Source organism: Mycolicibacterium septicum DSM 44393, from assembly GCF_000455325.1.
Lineage (GTDB): Bacteria > Actinomycetota > Actinomycetes > Mycobacteriales > Mycobacteriaceae > Mycobacterium > Mycobacterium septicum.
Window position 1 is genome coordinate 2,270,839 of record NZ_HG322951.1, and the last position, 19,617, is coordinate 2,290,455.

16 protein-coding genes are annotated in these 19,617 nt (G+C 65.5%); 11 read left to right on the plus strand and 5 right to left on the minus strand.

Translation table 11 applies throughout. From position 1 onward, the window contains the following. Nucleotides 1–94: 94 nt before the first annotated feature. From TX88_RS10805 to manA, 3 genes are read left to right on the plus strand one after another with little or no spacing between them, the layout of a single operon-like run. Nucleotides 95–1,483 (plus strand): phosphomannomutase/phosphoglucomutase, encoded by a 1,389-nt coding sequence (locus TX88_RS10805; RefSeq protein WP_044516675.1) that lies wholly within the window; start codon nucleotides 95–97, stop codon nucleotides 1,481–1,483. After that, nucleotides 1,480–2,550, plus strand: coding sequence for a hypothetical protein (locus TX88_RS10810; RefSeq protein ID WP_044516677.1), 1,071 nt, complete (start codon nucleotides 1,480–1,482; stop codon nucleotides 2,548–2,550). Before TX88_RS10805 ends, TX88_RS10810 begins: the two co-directional genes overlap by 4 nt. 3 nt (nucleotides 2,551–2,553) lie before the next feature. Then, nucleotides 2,554–3,780, plus strand: coding sequence for a mannose-6-phosphate isomerase, class I (manA, locus tag TX88_RS10815; protein ID WP_044516678.1), 1,227 nt, complete (start codon nucleotides 2,554–2,556; stop codon nucleotides 3,778–3,780). A gap of 10 nt (nucleotides 3,781–3,790) precedes the next feature. Here the strand turns inward: manA and TX88_RS10820 are convergent, their stop codons facing one another. Further along, the gene (locus tag TX88_RS10820) at nucleotides 3,791–5,170 is read right to left on the minus strand and encodes an FAD-dependent oxidoreductase (protein WP_044516679.1); all 1,380 of its coding nucleotides are present in this window, start codon (nucleotides 5,168–5,170) and stop codon (nucleotides 3,791–3,793) included. Between the two features lie 240 nt (nucleotides 5,171–5,410). Between TX88_RS10820 and TX88_RS10825 the strand changes: the two genes are divergently transcribed. After that, on the plus strand, nucleotides 5,411–6,724 hold the full coding sequence (locus tag TX88_RS10825; RefSeq protein ID WP_044516681.1) for an AurF N-oxygenase family protein: 1,314 nt from the start codon (nucleotides 5,411–5,413) through the stop codon (nucleotides 6,722–6,724). 64 nt (nucleotides 6,725–6,788) lie between these two features. On the opposite strand, the gene TX88_RS10830 is transcribed toward TX88_RS10825, so the two are convergent. After that, nucleotides 6,789–7,622 carry a class I SAM-dependent methyltransferase gene (locus tag TX88_RS10830; RefSeq protein WP_044516683.1) on the minus strand — a complete coding sequence of 278 codons (834 nt, stop codon included), beginning with the start codon at nucleotides 7,620–7,622 and terminating at the stop codon, nucleotides 6,789–6,791. Between the two features lie 154 nt (nucleotides 7,623–7,776). On the opposite strand from TX88_RS10830, the gene TX88_RS10835 reads away from it, so the two are divergent. From TX88_RS10835 to TX88_RS10860, 7 genes are all read left to right on the plus strand, one after another. Next, nucleotides 7,777–9,246, plus strand: coding sequence for an amino acid permease (locus TX88_RS10835; RefSeq protein WP_044516684.1), 1,470 nt, complete (start codon nucleotides 7,777–7,779; stop codon nucleotides 9,244–9,246). 265 nt (nucleotides 9,247–9,511) lie between these two features. Then, nucleotides 9,512–10,750 carry an alkane 1-monooxygenase gene (locus TX88_RS10840; protein WP_044516686.1) on the plus strand — a complete coding sequence of 413 codons (1,239 nt, stop codon included), beginning with the start codon at nucleotides 9,512–9,514 and terminating at the stop codon, nucleotides 10,748–10,750. Further along, nucleotides 10,747–10,920, plus strand: a complete 174-nt coding sequence (locus TX88_RS33260) for a rubredoxin (RefSeq protein WP_084621863.1) — start codon at nucleotides 10,747–10,749, stop codon at nucleotides 10,918–10,920. The genes TX88_RS10840 and TX88_RS33260 overlap by 4 nt, the downstream gene beginning before the upstream one ends. Further along, complete coding sequence (locus tag TX88_RS10845) at nucleotides 10,917–11,102, plus strand: rubredoxin (RefSeq protein WP_044516687.1); 186 nt, start codon at nucleotides 10,917–10,919, stop codon at nucleotides 11,100–11,102. The genes TX88_RS33260 and TX88_RS10845 overlap by 4 nt, the downstream gene beginning before the upstream one ends. 53 nt (nucleotides 11,103–11,155) lie before the next feature. Next, the gene (gene alkX, locus TX88_RS10850; protein WP_044516689.1) at nucleotides 11,156–11,779 is read left to right on the plus strand and encodes a TetR family transcriptional regulator AlkX; all 624 of its coding nucleotides are present in this window, start codon (nucleotides 11,156–11,158) and stop codon (nucleotides 11,777–11,779) included. Nucleotides 11,780–11,915: 136 nt separating this feature from the next. Next, nucleotides 11,916–13,376: an adenosylhomocysteinase gene (gene ahcY, locus TX88_RS10855; protein ID WP_044516691.1), complete on the plus strand. Its 1,461-nt coding sequence runs from the start codon at nucleotides 11,916–11,918 to the stop codon at nucleotides 13,374–13,376. A gap of 136 nt (nucleotides 13,377–13,512) precedes the next feature. Next, the gene (locus TX88_RS10860; protein ID WP_044516692.1) at nucleotides 13,513–14,403 is read left to right on the plus strand and encodes an LLM class F420-dependent oxidoreductase; all 891 of its coding nucleotides are present in this window, start codon (nucleotides 13,513–13,515) and stop codon (nucleotides 14,401–14,403) included. On the opposite strand, the gene TX88_RS10865 is transcribed toward TX88_RS10860, so the two are convergent. From TX88_RS10865 to TX88_RS10875, 3 genes are all read right to left on the minus strand, one after another. Next, the gene (locus tag TX88_RS10865; protein ID WP_044516694.1) at nucleotides 14,358–15,203 is read right to left on the minus strand and encodes a helix-turn-helix transcriptional regulator; all 846 of its coding nucleotides are present in this window, start codon (nucleotides 15,201–15,203) and stop codon (nucleotides 14,358–14,360) included. The genes TX88_RS10860 and TX88_RS10865 overlap by 46 nt on opposite strands. A gap of 140 nt (nucleotides 15,204–15,343) precedes the next feature. Beyond that, nucleotides 15,344–17,089: an outer membrane porin GjpA gene (gene gjpA, locus TX88_RS32775; RefSeq protein ID WP_162563118.1), complete on the minus strand. Its 1,746-nt coding sequence runs from the start codon at nucleotides 17,087–17,089 to the stop codon at nucleotides 15,344–15,346. 610 nt (nucleotides 17,090–17,699) lie between these two features. After that, entirely contained in the window at nucleotides 17,700–19,592 is a 1,893-nt protein-coding gene (locus TX88_RS10875; protein WP_322786856.1) for a fatty acyl-AMP ligase, read from the minus strand. Between the last annotated feature and the right edge of the window lie 25 nt (nucleotides 19,593–19,617).

Below are 19,617 nucleotides of genomic sequence, written 5' to 3' on the forward strand. Positions count from 1 at the left end.
CTGAACAGACGACGACCGGCCCAAGAGTAGTGAACGTGTCGACGCCGCCCGACGGTTAGGCTGGCGCCAACGATTCCGTTTCACAAGGAGCTATATGTCTAGGCCAGCGGCGGCTGTTCACGATGTCATCAAGGCCTATGACGTCAGAGGTCTGGTCGGCAGTCAGATCGACGAGGCGTTCGTGACCGAGGTCGGCGGCGCATTCGCTCGTCTGGTCCGCGGCGAAGGTGCCACGCAGGTGGCGATCGGTTACGACATGCGGGCCAGTTCGCCAACGCTGGCAGCGGCATTCGCCGACGGTGTCACCGCCCAGGGCCTGGATGTGGTCCGCATCGGCCTGGCCTCCACCGATCAGCTGTACTTCGCTTCGGGCCTGTTGGACTGTCCCGGGGCGATGTTCACCGCGAGCCACAACCCCGCCGCCTACAACGGGATCAAACTGTGCCGAGCCGGGGCCAAGCCCGTGGGCAAGGACACCGGACTGTCGGTCATCTCCGACGAGGTGATCGCGGGGGTGCCGGCCTACGACGGCAAGCCCGGAGCTCTCTCCGATCGAGACGTGCTGGACGACTACGGCAGCTTCCTGCGGTCCCTGGTCGATCTGAGCACGCTGCGGCCGCTGCGAATCGCGGTCGATGCCGGCAACGGCATGGCCGGCCACACCACCCCCGCGGTTCTCGGGCCGATTCCCGGCGCCACCGTGCTCCCGCTGTTCTTCGAACTCGACGGCACCTTCCCCAATCACGAGGCCAACCCGCTGAATCCGGCCAACCTGATCGACCTGCAGGCCCATGTGCTGGCCACCGGTGCCGACATCGGCCTGGCGTTCGACGGCGACGCCGACCGCTGCTTCGTGGTCGACGAACTCGGCCGTCCGGTGTCGCCGTCGGCGGTGACGGCATTGGTGGCCGCCCGCGAGCTCAAGCGGGAGATCGGTGCCACGGTGATCCACAACCTGATCACCTCACGTGCCGTTCCCGAGTTGGTGATCGAGCGTGGCGGCACCCCTGTGCGGTCCCGGGTCGGACACTCTTACATCAAGGCGCTGATGGCCGAGACCGGCGCGATCTTCGGTGGGGAACACTCGGCGCACTACTACTTCCGTGACTTCTGGGGCGCCGATTCCGGCATGCTCGCGGCCCTGCACGTGCTGGCCGCACTGGGTGAGCAGGACCGCCCGCTCTCGGAGTTCATGGCTGACTACCAGCGGTACGAGGCCTCCGGCGAGATCAACTTCACCGTCACCGATGCCCCGGCATGCGTGGAGGCCGTGCTGAAATCCTTCGGCAGCTCGATCCAGTCCATCGACCACCTCGACGGGGTCACGGTCGATCTCGGTGACGGCAGCTGGTTCAACCTGCGCACGTCGAATACCGAGCCACTGCTGCGGCTGAACGTGGAAGCGCGCACCGCCGAGGACGTCGCCGCGCTCGTCGACAGAGTTTCGGCACAGATCCGTGGGGTGAGCGAGCCGGTGCCGTGAACGCCGTGGACGCCACGGTCGATCTAGACGACGGCGACGGACTTGTCGCCGCCGATCGCAACGGTCTGCTGCGGGCCGCGGCCATGGCGGGCGCCCAGGTTCGGGCCACCGCCGCCGCGTTGGCGGAGGGTCTGCTCGACCCGCTGCGCGCCGATTACCCACCGCGCACGGTGATTTGGGTTGCCGGCCGCGGTACTGCCGAGAATGCCGGGGCCATGCTGGCCGCCGCGCTCGGCGCGTCGGTCTCCGCACCCATCGTGGTGGCGGCCGAGACCCCGCCGTGGCTCGGCGCACTCGACGTGCTGATCGTGGCCGGCGACGACCCGGGTGATCCGGCCCTGGTGAACGCGGCGGCCACCGGCGTGCGCCGCGGTGCCCGGGTGCTGATCGTGGCGCCGAACGAGGGCCCGTTGCGTGACATCGCGGCCGGGCGCGCGGTGGTGCTGGCGCCGCGGCTGTGGGTGCCCGACGACTTCGGGCTGACCCGGTATCTGGCCGCGGGACTGGCCGCGCTGCATGTCGTGGATCCGGGGATGCGCGTGGATCTGTCCGCGCTGGCCGATGAACTGGACGCCGAGGCGCTGCGCAACAGCGTCGGGCGAGAGCTGTTCACCAACCCGGCCAAGACGCTGGCCGAGCGGATGTCGGACAGCGCGGTCGTGCTGGCCGGCGACAATCCGGCCACCCTGGCGCTGGCCCGGCACGGGGCGACCGTGATGCTGCGCCTGGCCGGGGAAGTGGTGGCGGCAGCCGGACTGGGTGACGTGCTCGCTGCGATAGGCAGTGGCGCGGTCGGACCGTCCGCGGCCAGGTCGCTGTTCCATGACGAGGAGATCGACGGGCCGCTGCCACGCCGCATGCGTACGTTCGCGTTGATCACCGACACCGAGCGACCGGTGGTGGGGGCACGCGTCAACGGATTCGACGACATCGCGGTGATCGGCGCCGAGGATGTGCCGGAATCGGCGGAGACGACCCTGCCGGTCGGGCGCCCGGAACAACAACTGGCGATTCTGGCTGTCCGCTTGGAGATGACGGCCGTATATTTGAAACTGGTTCGAGGATAAGAAGTGCATCTGCTACGGGGCGCGGTGCGGACCTATGCCTGGGGTTCGCGTACGGCAATCGCCGATTTCACCGGAAGGCCCAGTCCGACAATCCATCCGGAGGCCGAACTGTGGCTCGGGGCGCATCCGGGCGACCCGGCCTGGCTGCAGACCGAGCACGGTGAAGAGTCGCTGCTTCAGGCGGTTCACGACGACCCCGAGGGCCAGTTGGGCAGCGTGGCGATCGGCCGGTTCGGCGATGCACTGCCGTTCCTGGTCAAGGTGCTGGCCGCCGACGAACCGTTGTCGTTGCAGGCTCACCCCAGCGCCGCGCAGGCCCGGGAGGGCTTCGACCGCGAGGATCGTCTGGACATCCCGGTGTCCTCACCCATACGTAACTACCGCGACCGGAGCCACAAACCCGAATTGCTGGTCGCGCTGGGACAATTCGATGCGCTCGCCGGATTCCGCACGGTGGACCGCACGGTCGAGCTGATGCGCTCACTTGCGGTCTCGGATCTGGACCCGTTCATCAACCTGCTCTCCGATCAGTCCGACGCCGACGGGTTGCGGGCTCTGTTCACCACCTGGATCACCGCGCCGCAGCCTGACCTCGACGTGCTGGTGCCCGCCGTTCTCGACGGGGCGGTCCATTACATCCGTTCGGGGGCAAAGAAATTCGCCGCCGAGGTCAAGACGGTGCTGGAGCTCGGTGAGCGTTATCCCGGTGATGCCGGTGTGCTGGCCTCCTTGTTGCTCAACCGCATCAGCCTGGGCCCCGGGGAGGGCATCTACCTTCCTGCCGGAAACCTGCACGCATACCTGCACGGTGTCGGTGTCGAGGTGATGGCCAACTCCGACAACGTGCTGCGCGGTGGGCTGACCCCGAAGCACGTGGATGTGCCCGAGCTGCTGCGGGTGCTGGACTTCACCCCGACCCCGGAGGAGCGGCTCCGCCCGGAAACCGTCACGGACGGGGCGGAAACCATCTATCAGACGCCCGCACAGGAGTTCGCGGTGTCGGTGCTGGCGGTCGATGGTGAACACATCGGTGCCGAGATCGACGTGCACTCCCACCACGATGGCCCGCAGCTGCTGCTGTGCACCGAGGGCGCCGCGGTGGTCTATGCCGACGACGACAAGCTGACCATGCAGCGCGGCGCGGCGGCCTGGGTGGCGGCCGAGGACGGCCCCATCCGGTTGACCGCCGCCGAGCCGACGAAGCTGTTCCGGGTGACGATCGGGATCTAGCGGGTACCGGTCACGGCACGGCGTCGAGGACGCCGACCTCGCTGTCTCGGGTCTTGCGCCCGGCGACCCATTGCTTGACGTTGTTGCGCATCGCACGGCCGATCAGGCGGGGTGTCGGTACCAGATAGAGGCTGTCGAGCAAGCTGGTTCTGCTCAAGAACCATTCGGCCAGAACGGGGTCGGTCTCGGCCGCGGAGACAAACTGAGTGAAGAGTTCGTACGCCGGCCGGTACCACCAGGGGCGGTCGCCCTGCGCCCCGTGTTCGGTGTGGTCCGCCGCGCCGTTCATCATCCACACCGGCCAGATCGTCTTGGCGTTGCGGAACGCCAGCCGCCACATCACGTTGTCCATGCCCTCGGCCAGCGCCCGGCGCAGATTGCCGGCCTGCAGTGCGGCCATCGTCACGCCCTGCCCGAACGTGGGGTTCAGGCTGGCGATGGCGTCCCCGAACGGCAGGATTCCCGTGGGAAATTTGTCGATCCGCTCGTAGCGGCGCCACTTGCTCGTCGGGTACCGGTGCACGTTCATCTCACCGACGGGAGTCCCGGCTCGCAGCGCGGCACTGATCTCCGCCGGCAGCAGCTCGTCGGCCAGCGTGCAGACCTCCGCGAAGTCACGCGGCGGTTCGGCCTTGGCCACCCCGAATGCCGTCACCATCCAGATGCCGTCCTCGTGGAACAGCATGCCCATCCCCAGTGGGCGGTTCCGGGTGGCGCCGACGATGACCATCTTCTGGGGCATCATGCCGTCGGGGATCTTCACGCGGTGCGAGGCGTAGGTGACTCCCACCTGTACCGAATCCTCGCGTGGGCGCTCGAATCCCCACTGCTGCAACCACGTCGGAAGCCGGCTGCCGCGGCCTGACGCGTCGACCACCAGATCGGCCGGCGTGACATCACCGTTGTCGAGGACGACGCCGGTCACCCGCTCGGCTGCCGGGTCGTACTGCGGATGCGCGACGGCTCGGTGCGCGATCTCGATGCCGGGCATCGCGCTCACCCTCTTGCGGATCTGCCATTCGAGGTGACCGCGGCTGGGCACATAGGCGACGTACTTGTCGTCCAGTCCGGTTTCCAGGACGTGGCCGGCGGCGTCGAAATGGATCAACTCGCTGCGGTTGCGTATCACCGGGACGCCCGAGGCCGCCATCTCGTGGAGCAATCCGGGGAACAGCGCTTCGAGTTCCTGAGCGCCACGGGCCATCAGCAGATGGACATGCTGGCCCTGCGGTATGGCGCTGCGATTGACCGGCTGGTCCGGCAGCTCGTCACGTTCGTAGAGGGTGACGCGGTCGAAATGGTCGGCGAGCACCCGGGCTGCGCACAGCCCGGCGATGCTCCCTCCGACGACAACGGCATGGTTCGGCGAAAGTTGGTGATTTCTGCGCATATGACGGCTACGGTACTGCGAACAAAGCGTGAGCCGGGTCGGAATGAGAGGCAACGTCAATTGCCTGTCGTTCGGTCGTCGATCAGCTGCGAGAGTGCGTGCAGCTCAGGTGAGGGGCTTTGGTGCCGGCGGCTGAACGGGATTGCAACAACTCGTGGCACAATGCCGTGGCTGAGGGCGTGATATGGCTCTCAGGTTGGTACCCTCTGCAAGGCAGCTCACGCATCAACGGATGGGGAAATGACGACGGTCAGCGAGTCGGACGACGCACCAGAGGACCTCTACATCGATACAGTGGAGGCCCTCTCTCGTGCGACCGTGCGTCGCAGTTTCGACCCCTACGTTGATATTGACTGGGATGCACCTGACAACGTTCTGGACGACAACGATCCACGTTGGCAGTTACTTACCGATACCAATCCCCTCGCGTCGACCGATTGGTATGCCGAGCAGCCGGTGCAGAAGCGTGTGGATATCGGCCGGTGGATTACCGCCAACACATTCAAGGTCGGAATTCAGTTCGAAATGATACTGATCCGCGGCGTAGTTCACTACGCCGGGAAGCTATCCAATTCTGACCCGGTGTTCCGATATCTTATGCATGAGGTCACCGACGAATGTAACCACATCCAGATGTTCCAGGAGTTCATCAATCGAAACGGCCAGGACGTTCCTGGTATGCGTCGGATGTCGCGGATCTTGGGCCCGGTCGTAGGCTTCCTCAGTGGATACCTTGGCGTGCTGCTCTTCATCGGTGTACTGGCTGGTGAGCAGCCAGTACACTATCAACAAACCCTTCTTCTGCGGGGAACGCAACGCCTTCCTCCGTTGCTGAACAGGATTATCTACATCCATTTGGCAGAAGAGGCCCGGCATATTACTTTCGCCGATGACCATCTGGCTGAGCGCATCCAGTATTCGGGGAGGTGCAAGCGGGCGGCTTACGCAATAATGTTCCCTCTCTTTCTTCGATGGCTGATGGGTGAAATACTCACGCCGCCGAGGTCATTTGCGCGGCAATTCCAAGTACCGCGCCAGACTTTCAAAGCCGCATTCTGGCGGAGTGATCAGTCGCGCCAGATGCTGGCGGAGTCCGCTGCGGACGCCAGGCGGGTGGCAGACAGTCTTGGTCTTCGGACCATCTGGTCGCGTTGGATCTGGCGGGTGCTTGGTATTGATGGGCGTCTCCCACGTTTTCGTGGTGAGCCGAATCGGCTGCTTGAAGGCTCCACGACTGCGCAGCTTGTCGAGATGTGGACAACGATGTGGGCACGCGTTACGGCGGCTGCGATCATGGCGGCTGTCGCACTGCTGGCGACGCCGGATGGGCTACGGATCATCGCGGTCGCTACTGCAGGGGCGTGTGTGTGGGCGATGTATCACGCACTGCAGGAACGTCGCGGCGGCGTGATGGGCAACCAGCCCTTTGAATGGCCAAGGCTGTTCGTCTGGGTGGCCGTATGCGTGATCATGATTCCGGCGGGTGGGCTGATCGGCCTCGCCTTGGTGGTGTTCACGATCCTTGCGGTCGCCGAGTTCATGCCCACCCTCTGATCGCACGTATGACTGAGCGGCGACAAGCGCCGCTGGTAAAGGATTTTCGTTGAGTCCGGTGGCGTCAGGCCGGCTTGTGGAACGTGTAAACCCGGTACTGAATGAAGCCGAGCTTGGACAGCCACTTCATCCATCGGGTGCCTACAGTCAGCACTTGTTGGGCATCAGCTGAGCCCTGTTCGCGGCAGAACTTGAGTATGAACGGGTACGTCGGCAACGTGTTCTTCCGAATATTGCGGTTCGTTTCGAGCTGCAGTCCCGCACGTTTGCCCATGGACTTGTAGCCGCGCAGGGGAATATTCCCAAGCGTGCCGTAAGACTTGGCGATCTGGGTTCGGATCGCCATCCAGAACGGGGTTTTGCCGAAGAGGGTCAGAGTGGGTACGAAGTCGGACACCGCCAGGTAGCCGCCCGGCTTGAGCACCCGCGCCGCCTCCGCGAGAAACTTCTCACGGGACGGGAAATGGAAGATGCACTCGACGGCAAGGACGCGGTCGAATGAGTTGTCCTCGAACGGCAGCTGGCAGGCGTCGGCTTCGACCCAGCCGATCTTGTTGCCATTGACCGGATTGGTTTGGGCTTCGGCGGCCGCAAGCTGACGCGGGTCGATATTCAGGCCCGTGAGGTCCATGTTGGAGTAGGTGCCGTTGATCTGCTGGATGGTTCCGCCGAACCCGCAGCCCGCATCCAACAGCTTCTGTCCGTTGGCCACCTTTCCGGCCTCGAACAGCACGACGTTCATCTGCTCCATGGCGGCGATGTAGTCGTCCCGGGTGCCCTTGGCGGACTTGGGGTCCTCCCAGTAGCCCCAGTGCACCTGGTTTTCCCACAGTTGGCCGGATTCGCCACCGTCCTGCCTTTCACTAATGAGCAGGTCAAAGTAGGGAAGCTCAGCCATGCGCGGACCGTATCACGATCGGGGCCAAGTATGACGTAGACCCCACTTGGGCCGCAGGGCACGGTTCGGCGAAGTTTGAGAGTCCTACCTGTTTCACCGCCACCGTGGTGGGAACATTGCGTGACCCAGGACAGGATGAGAGGCAACACCACATATGTCTGCCCTTCGGCGAACGAAATCTGTCGAGCAGTCGATAGCCGACACCGACGAGCCGTCGACGCGGCTGCGCAAGGACCTCACGTGGTGGGACCTGACGGTGTTCGGGGTCTCGGTCGTGATCGGCGCGGGCATCTTCACCATCACCGCGTCCACGGCGGGCAATCTGACCGGGCCTGCGATCTCGATCGCCTTTGTGATCGCCGCCGTGGCCTGTGGTTTGGCCGCCTTGTGCTACGCCGAGTTCGCCTCGACCGTGCCGGTGGCAGGCAGCGCCTACACCTTCTCCTATGCCACGTTCGGCGAGTTCGCCGCGTGGATCATCGGGTGGGACCTGATCCTTGAGTTCGCCGTCGCGTCCGCGGTGGTGGCCAAGGGCTGGTCGAGCTATCTCGGAACGGTGTTCGGGTTCGGCGGCGGGATCGCGGACTTCGGCGGTCTGGCCGTCGACTGGGGCGCGTTGGTGATCATCGCGCTGGTGACGGTCCTGCTGGTGGTCGGCACGAAGTTGTCAGCGCACTTCAGCCTGGTGATCACGATCATCAAGGTGTCGGTCGTGCTGTTGGTGGTGATCGTCGGCGCGTTCTATATCAAGGCCGCGAACTACACCCCGTTCATCCCGCCGAACGAGGCCGGCGAGGGTGCCAGCGGCGCCGACCAGTCGCTGTTCTCATTGCTGACCGGGGCCGCAGGCAGTCACTACGGCTGGTACGGAGTGCTGGCCGGCGCCTCGATTGTGTTCTTCGCGTTCATCGGGTTCGACGTCGTCGCGACCACGGCCGAGGAGACCCGCGATCCGCAGCGCGACGTACCCCGCGGCATCCTGGCCTCGCTCGGCATCGTCACCGTGCTCTATGTCGCGGTGTCGGTGGTGCTCTCGGGCATGGTGTCCTACACCGTGCTGCGTGACGCGCCCGACGGCCACGCCAACCTGGCCACGGCCTTCGAGGCCAACGGTGTGCACTGGGCCGCCAAGGTCATCTCGATCGGAGCGCTCGCAGGCCTCACCACGGTGGTGATCGTGCTGATGCTCGGGCAGACCCGGGTGCTGTTCGCCATGTCGCGCGACGGTCTGCTGCCGCGCCAACTGGCCGTCACGGGCAGTCATGGGACACCGGTCCGCATCACCGTGATCGTCGGTGTGCTGGTGGCCATCGCTGCCTCGGTGTTCCCGATGGGCCGGCTCGAGGAGATGGTCAACATCGGCACGCTGTTCGCCTTCGTGCTGGTCTCGGCGGGCGTCATCGTGCTGCGGCGGAGCCGCCCCGACCTGCCGCGCGGATTCCGCGTGCCGTGGGTGCCGGTGTTGCCGATCGCGGCGATCCTGGCGTGCCTGTGGTTGATGCTCAACCTGACCGGATTGACCTGGATCCGGTTTCTGCTCTGGATGGTGATCGGCGTGGTGGTGTACCTCGCATACGGCCGCCGGCATTCGGTCCTGGCCAACCGGGACGTCGCCACCGTTTAAGGACAACGGCGCCCGGCGGAGCCACGCCATCGAAACTGAAGCCAGGGACAAATACAGCGCCGATTTTGTCCCTGGCTTCAGTTTCGATGCGGCGACATCCTCCACCCCTCGAATCTCGCTTGCAGGTCGCACACGGCCCTACCTGCATTGTGACCCCGCGCACTCATGGCTCTTTACAAAACATAGTCAAATGTCTAGACAGGCGACACGTCGCCGCATATAGTCAAGCCATTGCAGTGATAGCTCTCACACAAGGAGGCTCATCGTGGTGGCGGAACTCTCGAACGGACCGGACGTCGCAGACGTCGGGCAGTGGCGGGACAAGAAGCGGCGTCTGTGGCTCATGGGCCTGATCGCCCCGACGGCGATCTTCGTGATGCTGCCGTTGGTCTGGGCGCTCAATCAGGCCGGCTGGCATGTCGCGGCGCAGGTGCCGCTGTGGATCGGCCCGATCCTGCTCTACGTTCTGCTGCCGCTGCTGGACCTGCGGTTCGGACCCGACGGCCAGAATCCGCCCGACGAGATGATGGAGCAGCTGGAGAACGACAAGTACTACCGGTACTGCACCTACCTCTACATCCCGTTCCAGTACGCGAGCGTCGTGATGGGTGCGTACCTGTTCACCGCGTCCGACCTCAGCTGGCTCGGGTTCGACGGTGGGCTGGGCTGGCCGGCCAAGATCGGCATCGCATTGTCGGTGGGTGTGCTCGGAGGGGTGGGCATCAACACCGCACATGAGATGGGGCACAAGCGTGACTCGCTGGAGCGCTGGCTGTCCAAGATCACGCTGGCTCAGACCTGGTACGGCCACTTCTACATCGAGCACAACCGCGGGCACCACGTGCGGGTGGCGACTCCCGAGGATCCCGCGTCGGCGCGGTTCGGCGAGAACTTCTGGGAGTTCTTGCCGCGCAGCGTGTTCGGCAGCCTGCGCTCGTCGTGGGAGTTGGAAGCCCAGCGGTTGCGCAGGCAGGACCGCTCGCCGTGGCACTGGTCCAACGACGTGCTCAATGCGTGGGCGATGTCGGTGGTGTTCTGGGGCGCGCTGATCGCGATCTTCGGCGTCGGTGTGCTGCCGTTCATGGTGATTCAGGCGATCTACGGCTTCAGCCTGCTGGAGTCGGTGAACTACCTCGAGCACTACGGGCTGCTGCGGCAGAAGACCGCCAACGGCCGCTACGAACGCTGCGCGCCGGTGCACAGCTGGAACTCCGACCACATCGTGACCAACCTGTTCCTGTACCACCTGCAGCGACACAGCGATCACCACGCCAACCCGACACGCCGGTACCAGATTTTGCGCAGCATCGACGGCGCGCCCAACCTGCCGAGCGGGTATGCGTCGCTGATCGGGCTCACCTATCTGCCGCCGTTGTGGCGCAAGGTGATGGACCACCGGGTGCTTGAGCACTACGACGGTGACATCACCAAGGTCAACATCCAGCCGCGGCTGCGGGAGAAGGTCTTGGCCAAGTACGGCGCACAGTCGGAGGCGCAGCGATGAGCGCCTTCCAGTGCCCCGGGTGCGGCTACATCTACGACGAGACCAAAGGCGCTCCGCGCGAAGGATTTCCGGCCGGCACGGCATGGGATGACGTACCTGACGACTGGTGCTGCCCCGACTGTGCCGTACGGGAGAAGGTCGATTTCGAGGCAATAGGAGTAGTGACGTGAGCGAGCCATACAAGCTGTTCGTCTGCGTGCAGTGCGGATTCGAGTACGACGAGGCCAAGGGCTGGCCCGAGGACGGCATCGCCCCGGGCACGCGCTGGGACGACATCCCCGAGGACTGGAGCTGCCCGGACTGCGGTGCGGCGAAAGCCGATTTCGACATGGTCGAGGTCGTGCGGCCTTGACGGCTTCGAGCGACGCGCTCGAAAGCGGCCCGGAAAGCGATATTGTCGCCCGTGTGAGTCGGCCGCGAGACAAGCAGCGCATCCCGTATGCGGAGGCGTCGCGAGTGCTGTTGCGCGATTCGATTCTCGACGGCATGCGGGAGCTGCTGGTGACCCGCGACTGGTCGGCCATCACGCTCTCGCACGTGGCTCAGGTCGCGGGTATCAGCCGTCAGACGATCTACAACGAGTTCGGTTCACGCCAGGGCCTGGCCGAGGGATATGCCATGCGCCTGGCGGACCGCCTCGTCGATGCGGTCGACGAGGCCATCAACAACAACGTCGGAGAGGTGCACGCGGCGTTCCTGGAGGGCTTCCGGGCGTTCTTCCTGGAATCCGCCGCCGATCCGCTGGTGATCTCGTTGCTCACCGGGGCCTCCAAGCCCGACCTGCTCCAGATCATCACCACCGGCAGCGGCCCGATCATCTCCCGATGCTCTGCGCGGTTGACCGGAACCTTTCAGAACAGCTGGATGAAGGCCAGTGACGAGGACGCCGGGGTGCTGGCCCGGGCGATCGTCCGGCTGGCGATGAGTTACGTGTCCATGCCGCCCGAGGCGGACCACGACGTGGCCGGTGACCTGGCCCGACTCATGACGCCTTTCGCAGAGCGCTACGGTGTCATAGATACCCCGTAGCTGTCAGAGCGCCGCCGCCGTTACTCCGCATGAGCGCCTGTCCCGCGAGCCCGCAGGCTAGAGGTATCTGCGTGTGGCGTCGCCGTTGGGCGCGTCTGTGCGCGTGCAAGCAATCACGACTGAAAGAGGGCTCTAAATGACCGAGTTGAAGGCCGACAGCCTCAACGGTATCGACTACAAGGTGGCCGACCTCTCGCTGGCCGAATTCGGCCGCAAGGAGATCCGCCTGGCCGAGCACGAGATGCCCGGCCTGATGGCGCTGCGTCGCGAGTACCACGACGTGCAGCCGCTCAAAGGCGCTCGCATCTCCGGCTCGCTGCACATGACCGTGCAGACCGCGGTGCTGATCGAGACGCTGGTTGCTCTCGGCGCCGAGGTTCGCTGGGCCTCCTGCAACATCTTCTCCACCCAGGACCATGCCGCCGCGGCGATCGTCGTCGGTCCGAACGGCACCCCGGAAGAGCCCAAGGGCACCCCGGTTTTCGCCTGGAAGGGCGAGACGCTGGAGGAGTACTGGTGGGCCGCCGAGCAGATGCTCACCTGGGAGGGCGAGCCGGCGAACATGATCCTCGACGACGGCGGCGACGCCACCATGCTCGTGCTGCGTGGCGCCGAGTACGAGAAGGCCGGCGTGGTGCCGCCCTCCGAGGAAGACGACTCGGCCGAGTGGAAGGTCTTCCTGTCTCTGGTGCGCAAGCGCTTCGAGACCGAGAAGGACAAGTGGACCAAGATCGCCGCGTCGGTCAAGGGTGTCACCGAGGAGACCACCACCGGCGTGCTGCGGCTGTACCAGTTCGCCGCCGCGGGTGAACTGGCGTTCCCGGCCATCAACGTCAACGACTCGGTCACCAAGAGCAAGTTCGACAACAAGTACGGCACCCGGCACTCGCTGGTCGACGGCATCAACCGCGGCACCGACGCGCTGATCGGTGGCAAGAAGGTGCTGATCTGCGGCTACGGCGACGTGGGCAAGGGCTGTGCCGAGTCGCTGGCCGGTCAGGGTGCGCGCGTGCAGGTCACCGAGATCGACCCCATCAACGCCCTGCAGGCGCTGATGGACGGTTACGACGTGGTGACCGTCGAGGAGGCGATCGGCAACGCCGACATCGTGGTGACCGCCACGGGCAACTTCGACATCATCCTGCTCGACCACATGAAGGCGATGAAGGACCACGCGATCCTTGGCAACATCGGCCACTTCGACAACGAGATCGACATGGCGGCCCTGGAGAAGTCGGGCGCGGTGCGACTGAACATCAAGCCGCAGGTCGACCAGTGGACCTTCGGTGACTCGGGCAAGTCGATCATCGTGCTGAGCGAGGGCCGTCTGCTCAACCTCGGAAACGCCACGGGCCACCCGTCGTTCGTGATGAGCAACAGCTTCTCGAACCAGGTGATCGCCCAGATCGAGCTGTGGACCAAGAACGACGAGTACGACAACGAGGTCTACCGCCTGGCCAAGCACCTCGATGAGAAGGTGGCGCGCATCCACGTCGAGGCACTGGGTGGTTCGCTGACCAAGCTCACCAAGGAGCAGGCCGAGTACATCGGCGTCGACGTCGACGGCCCGTACAAGCCGGAGCACTACCGCTACTGAGTTACCCCTTTCTGCGCGAGCAGATGCGAAAGTCCCCGAGATCCAAGGATCTCGGGGACTTTTGCGTAGGTGGTGGTGCCGGTCCCATGTTGACTGCGCCCTTTCCGGCTCGGGGACCGAGCGGCAGGGTGGAGGCATGAAGTTCGGTGTCAGCACATTCCTCACTGACCGGGGCCTGGCGCCCACGAAACTGGCGACAGCACTGGAAGAGCGGGGATTCGACTCACTCTTCGTCGCCGAGCACACTCATCTGCCGGTGGCCGGGCCGGTTCCGCCTGAAGGTGACCTGCCGCCGCACGATTACTACCGGTCGCTCGACCCTTTCGTTGCGCTGTCGGCGGCCGCCGTCGTCACCGATCGACTGATCCTCGGTACCGGTATTGCGTTGGTGGTGCAACGGGATCCGATCACGCTCGCCAAGGAAGCGGCGAGTGTCGATCACCTCTCCGGCGGTCGTTTCCAGCTCGGTGTCGGCGCCGGTTGGCTGCGTGAGGAGATGCGCAATCACGGTACCGAGCCGAGGACCCGGCTGGCGTTGATGCGCGAGCGGGTGCTGGCGATGAAGGAGATCTGGACCGCCGAAAAAGCCGAGTTTCATGGCGAGTTCGTCGATTTCGACCCGATCTACTCATGGCCCAAGCCGGTCCGGCGGCCCCACCTGCCGGTGCTGGTCGGCGGCAACGGTCCCACCGTATTGGAACGGGTGCTGGAATACGGTGACCAGTGGGCGCCGAATCTGGTTGGCACACCTGAGGAACTGGTGACCCGGGTGAAGGAACTTCGGCGCCGAGCCGACGAGCGCGGACGCGAACGGATTCCGGTGACGCTGATCGGTGCCGACCAGCGAGGCTACCTGGGGCCCGACCGGCAGGGCACCATCACGCCGTTGACCCGTCGCGAGCTCGAGGTGTTGGCCGACGGCGGCGTGGATCACTGCGTGTTCTTCCGCGATGCCGCGGCCGCGGAGACCGAGGCGTTGCGCTATCTCGACGAACTTGCCGAGCTGACCGGGCCGTTCCGCGATTGAGCCTGCATCAGGGCAGCGAGCCGTTCGTCGGTACCGGTCCCAGGTCTCGGGTTGTAGAGCACCAGGTGCCGGCCCGGATGGTCGGTGACGGCCAGGGTTGTCTTGTCGAACACCAGCTCGCCGATCCGAGGATGCAGCACGGCCTTGATCGCCTGTGAATGGTGACCCACGTCGTGCCGTTCCCAGAGCTCGACGAAGTCGGGGCTGACGGCGCCGAGATCATCGACGATCTCGGCGAACCGGACATCGTCGGGATACCGTGCCGCATCGGCGCGGAACGCGGAGACCACCCCCGGCGCCGCCGCTGCCCAGTGGAGGTACATGTCGCGGTAGCGGCTGTTGGTGAAGAACGTGACGAGGCAGTTGCGATCGGTGGCGCCGTAGCCGAACACCCGCTGGGTCGCTTCGTTGACCGCGAGCAGATTCCAGTACCGGTCCTGCAGCATGGCCGGTCGCGGCGACCACGCCTCGAGCAGATGGAGCAGCTCGGGAGTGACTTCGGTCGCGCGCTCGCCGGCCGGCGGGGGATTCAACCCCGACAGCGAATACAGGTGCGAGCGTTCGGGTTGCGAGAGCTGTAGGGCAGTGCTGATCGCGTCCAGCACGCTCGACGACACGTTGATGTCGCGACCCTGTTCGAGCCACGTGTACCAGGATGTTCCGACACCGGCCAGCAGGGCGACCTCCTCGCGGCGCAGTCCCGGGGTCCGCCGTGCGCCGCCGACCACCAACCCCACGTCGGCCGGCTTGAGCCGGGCACGACGGGTACGCAAGAAATCGCTCAGCTGCTCGCGCTTCATAGATCGATGGTAGAAGTGCCGCCAGGTTCGGCGCCCGCATCGGCCTGGTGGTGTCACCACCAGGATCGGTCTCGGGCGAGGTGTCCGAACGCGAGGTGGGCCCCTCCGGAGAGGGGCCCACCGTCGTGACGCCGGCTTGGTTACTTCTTGTCGTCGTGCTTGCTGTTGCTGCCGGCGTCCTTCTTGGCCGGGCTGTCCGAGCCGGTGCTGGAACCGCTTGAGCTGGAAGTGGATTCGCCCGACTTGCGGCCGCTGTTCGCTCCCAATCCGTTGCGGACGTTCTTCACCGCATCCTTGACGCCCTTGACCAGGTTGCTGCGCGGGGTCTTGTCCGTCGTGGTGGCGGCCCGAGTCTTCGGCGCCTTCACCCCGGTCTGGACCTTCGACGTCGTCTTCCCGGCAGCCGTCGCATCGTCGGCCGATTCCGTTGGTGCCCCGGCCTTCTCGTCGGTTGCACCGGTTTCCTCCGCGACGGGTGTCGTGGTGGCGCCCTCGGCCGGTGCCGGAGCGCTCGGCTTCTCCACGGACACGGCGACCGTCTTGTTCGTGGTCGCATGTGTCAGCTCGGTGGCTGCGGCAACGCCGGTGGAAGCGGCGGTGTCGGTGCCGTCGACCGTCGCGGCGACGGCAGTGGCGCTGTCAGCCGCAGCCTCGGTGCCGGGGGTCAACCCCTGCAGCTTCTTGACGATGTCGTTGACGGCGGCGGTCTTGAGCATGTCGCGAAGTTTGGTGACGCCGGCGCTTTCTGCGGTGTCGCTGAAGATGTCACCGGCCGCCAGCGGCTGCAGCCCGAAGAGCGGGGGCTTGGGGGCGGGGGCATTGCCCTTGCCGTCCCAGTCGTCCCAGCCGTTGCCGAGCAGCACGCCGACCGTCTGCGACAGGCCTTGCAGCGCCCCGATCGGGCCGACCGCCTCGCCCTTGACGGAAATGGGGATGCCGGCGAACTTGATGTCCAGACCGAGGCTGTTGAAGATCGATCCGCCGACCGAGGGGATCGTGACCTTGTTGCCGTCTTCATCGGTGTACTCGTACGTGCTCCGGTCGGTGGAGCCCGTGGTGAGCAGACCGCCGAAGGCGATGTTGATCCCGTCGATCGCGACGGTGTCCTTGATCAGGCCCGCATTGTTGATCATCGGCGCCAGTGCGTCGAGATTGAGATTGGCGCCGTTCAGGAAGGCGTCGACCATGCCGGCCGGAACTCCCAGCAGGCTGGAGAGCGCGGTCGTCGAATCGCCGGCCTGGAGCGCGTTCGAGATCGCCACGGCACTGTTGAGCAGCGCCACGGCGGGGCTGACCACCGGGCCGATGGATCCGATGAGGACGCCGCTCAGCGGCGAGGCCAAGATGCCCATGACCGCCGAGAAGGTGTCGACATCGACGCCGTCGGCCAGGAACGACGGGAACATGTCGAGCGCCATACCGTGCAGACCGCCAAGGGTGTGCTTGAGCACCGCGTCCTTGGTGGCCTCATCCGCGCCGATCAGCGTGAGCCCCGTCGCCACCTTCATCACGTTCGCGGCGAACTGCTGTGACACCGCCTCGAAGCTCGACGGGTCGTCGAACAGCTGCTTGGCGTAGCCCAGCTGGTTGGCGATGGCCTGCTGCAACCCGACGCCCGGAGCCAACAAGAAGTTGTCGGCCAGAATCGTGCCGCTGGCCTTCGCGGTGTCGAACGCCGCCTGCAACGGGGCGAAGGGGTCCCAACCAGCGGTGAGCCTGACCGCGCCGGCCTGGACGTCGTGTTGAACGCCCGCCGGGACAGGGGCGATCCCCGGGGCGGCAGCGATCACGGCGGCACTGGCCAAGACGGCACCGGCGGTGAGCCAATGACGGTTGACTTCTTGCTTTGCACCCACAGCGGTGTGGGGCTGAGCAACGAGATGCACGGCATCTCCTTTCGCATCTGTAAATAACAGGGACAGACCATAGCCTGAGAATTGATTGAGAATGCAAGAACTTGGCAATCTTCCTAGCTGCTTTAACCGTCCGGCCCGCCGAGCAATGTCCGACCGCGGGAGTCCCCGCTGATCACGGCTGCTGATGCTTGCGATGGCAAATATTTATAGTTTTTCTAATGTTTCAGGTGCGACTGGGATCGGGTCCGAGAACGGGCGAGTGCGGTCGCCGCAGCGCGCAGCCCTGGTGCGCTCCGCCGATGTTGCTGCGGTGGAGCTGATCGGCGGGCCGATTGTGGCAGGCACGGACAGATTGCTTGTCCCAGAATGTAATTCGCAGACCAGATGCATCGGCCGGTGCACGCGTGATATGGCAGGCGCATGTGGCGATGCCGAGCGCGAAGGGCCGGGCTGGCCCGCGGTGCGCCCGGTGCGGACGCGTCGGGTCAGCGCACTCTTATCGATTCATCGCCACGAAATCAGGTGCGATGGATGGACGGGCGATGTGCTGGTTCTTTGCCGCTGCATCCGCAGGGGGTGCGACCCCAGGTGCCTCCGCGGCTACGGATTCAGCAAATAATTCAACACGGGCTAACCCGGCTCAGGCGTGGCTGGCGGCCTGCTGACGGGCTGCCTCGGCCTTGATGAGCTCGGCGATCTGGACCGCGGCTTCGAGTTCTCTGGCCTTGGCGAGATCGTCGAGCGCCGACGCGGTCCGCGATGACGCCACGGTCGCGATCTCGCCGTCGAGGAACTGTCGTCGGCACTGCCCTCGCTGAATCTTGCCGCTCGACGTGGTGGGGATCGACAGGTGTTGCACCAACAGGACCGAGTTCGGCTCGAGCCCGTAGCGGTCGGTCACCGCCGTACGGATCGCGACGGCGACATCGGAGAGGTCGACCGCGGGGTCTCGATCGCGATGCACCTCCTGCACGACGACCAGCTGTTCGACCGCCCCGAGGCCGGGGGTGAACGCGAAGACGGCGCCACGCCCGGAGACCAGCACCGGATGGCAGTCCTGTGCCGTTCGCTCGATGTCGTTGGGGTAGTAGTTGCCGCCGCGGATGACGACGAGGTCCTTACAGCGTCCGGTGATGAACAGCTCGCCCGAGCGCAGGAAACCCAGATCGCCGGTACGCAGGAACGGACCGGCAGGGGTGTCCGGCAGCACCGCCGCGAACGTCTCCTCGGTCTCGGCCGGCCTGGCCCAATACCCCCAGCCCACGCTGGGGCCCGCGATCCAGATTTCTCCGACCTCGTCGATCTCGCATGGCCGGTGGGTGACCGGATCGACGATCACGATCTGTTGGCCGCCCCTGGGCCGGCCGCACCCCACCAGCGCCACGGCGGAGGGATCTCCGGGTTCGGCGTCGACGACGCGGTCCGCTTGCAACGCGATGCGATCGATGCGCTCGACCACCGGCAGCGCGGAGTCCGAGCCGCCGGAGACCAGCAGGGTTGCTTCCGCGAGCCCGTACACCGGACAGAACGCCTCCGGCCGGAACCCGGCCGGGGCGAACGCGTCGGCGAAGCGGTCGAGGCTGGCGGCCTGTACCGGCTCGGCACCGTTCATGGCGGTGGCCAGACTCGACAGGTCGAGTGCCGCACGTTCCTCCGCGGTGCTGTCTTCGACACACCGGTCGTAGGCGAAGTTCGGTGCGGCCGTGAAGGTGGCGCGATGCCTGGATATCGCCTCCAGCCATCCCATCGGTCGCTTGACGAAGGACGACGGCGACATCAGGTGGGTGGTGCACCCGACGTGGAGCATCGAGAGGATCGCACCGATCAGACCCATGTCGTGATGCGATGGCAGCCAGAACACGCTGATCGCGCTGTCGTCGCCGTGCCACACCTGGCGGATCGACTCCATGTTGTGGAGCAGGTTCCGGTGCGTCAGTGCGACGCCCTTCGGCGTGGTGGTGGACCCGGACGTGTACTGCACCATGGCGATCGTGTCGGCGGGCAGATCGGGCGCCGCCCAGTTCTCCGCCCGGCCGGCGCCGTCATCTTCTCGGTCGGTGCGGATCCACCGCAGGTCGCGACCTTCGGCAAGCTCGTCGATCGCGGCCTTGATCTTCGACTGCGTCTCGGCGGTGGCCAGGGCGAAGCGGGCGTGCGCGTCGGGCACGACCGAGGACAGGCGCGGAGCCAGTCGCTCGTGTACCGGTATGGCGACAGCACCCGCGTAGATGCAGCCGAAGAAACCGGCGATGGAGTCAAGGCCCGGCCGGCACAGCACCAGGACGCGTTCACCGGCGGCGCCCTGTTGTTGCAGGTCCGACGCAATCGCCCGAGCCCTGAGATCCAGCTCCCGGTAGGTCAGTTGCGTGAGGTTCTCGCCGTCGCCGTCGTAGGAGAAGCTGAACGCGACCTTGTCCCGGTAGGTCTCGGCTCGCTGCCGCAGCAGGTCCATCAAGGTGGCAGCGGCCGGCTTCTCTGTCGGCGCTGTTTCCTGGTACATCCCACTACCTCGTCCGTCGGCGATCTCGGGCACCGAGCGACGGTACCGGAAGAAAATG

Coding starts and splice junctions, on each gene's coding strand:
- TX88_RS10805 (WP_044516675.1), top strand. CDS start 95: ATGTCTAGGCCAGCGGCGGCTGTTCACGATGTCATCAAGGCCTATGAC.
- TX88_RS10830 (WP_044516683.1), bottom strand. CDS start 7,622: ATGGCTGAGCTTCCCTACTTTGACCTGCTCATTAGTGAAAGGCAGGAC.
- TX88_RS10820 (WP_044516679.1), bottom strand. CDS start 5,170: ATGCGCAGAAATCACCAACTTTCGCCGAACCATGCCGTTGTCGTCGGA.
- TX88_RS33260 (WP_084621863.1), top strand. CDS start 10,747: ATGAGCGCCTTCCAGTGCCCCGGGTGCGGCTACATCTACGACGAGACC.
- TX88_RS10860 (WP_044516692.1), top strand. CDS start 13,513: ATGAAGTTCGGTGTCAGCACATTCCTCACTGACCGGGGCCTGGCGCCC.
- TX88_RS10835 (WP_044516684.1), top strand. CDS start 7,777: ATGTCTGCCCTTCGGCGAACGAAATCTGTCGAGCAGTCGATAGCCGAC.
- TX88_RS10825 (WP_044516681.1), top strand. CDS start 5,411: ATGACGACGGTCAGCGAGTCGGACGACGCACCAGAGGACCTCTACATC.
- ahcY (WP_044516691.1), top strand. CDS start 11,916: ATGACCGAGTTGAAGGCCGACAGCCTCAACGGTATCGACTACAAGGTG.
- TX88_RS10865 (WP_044516694.1), bottom strand. CDS start 15,203: ATGAAGCGCGAGCAGCTGAGCGATTTCTTGCGTACCCGTCGTGCCCGG.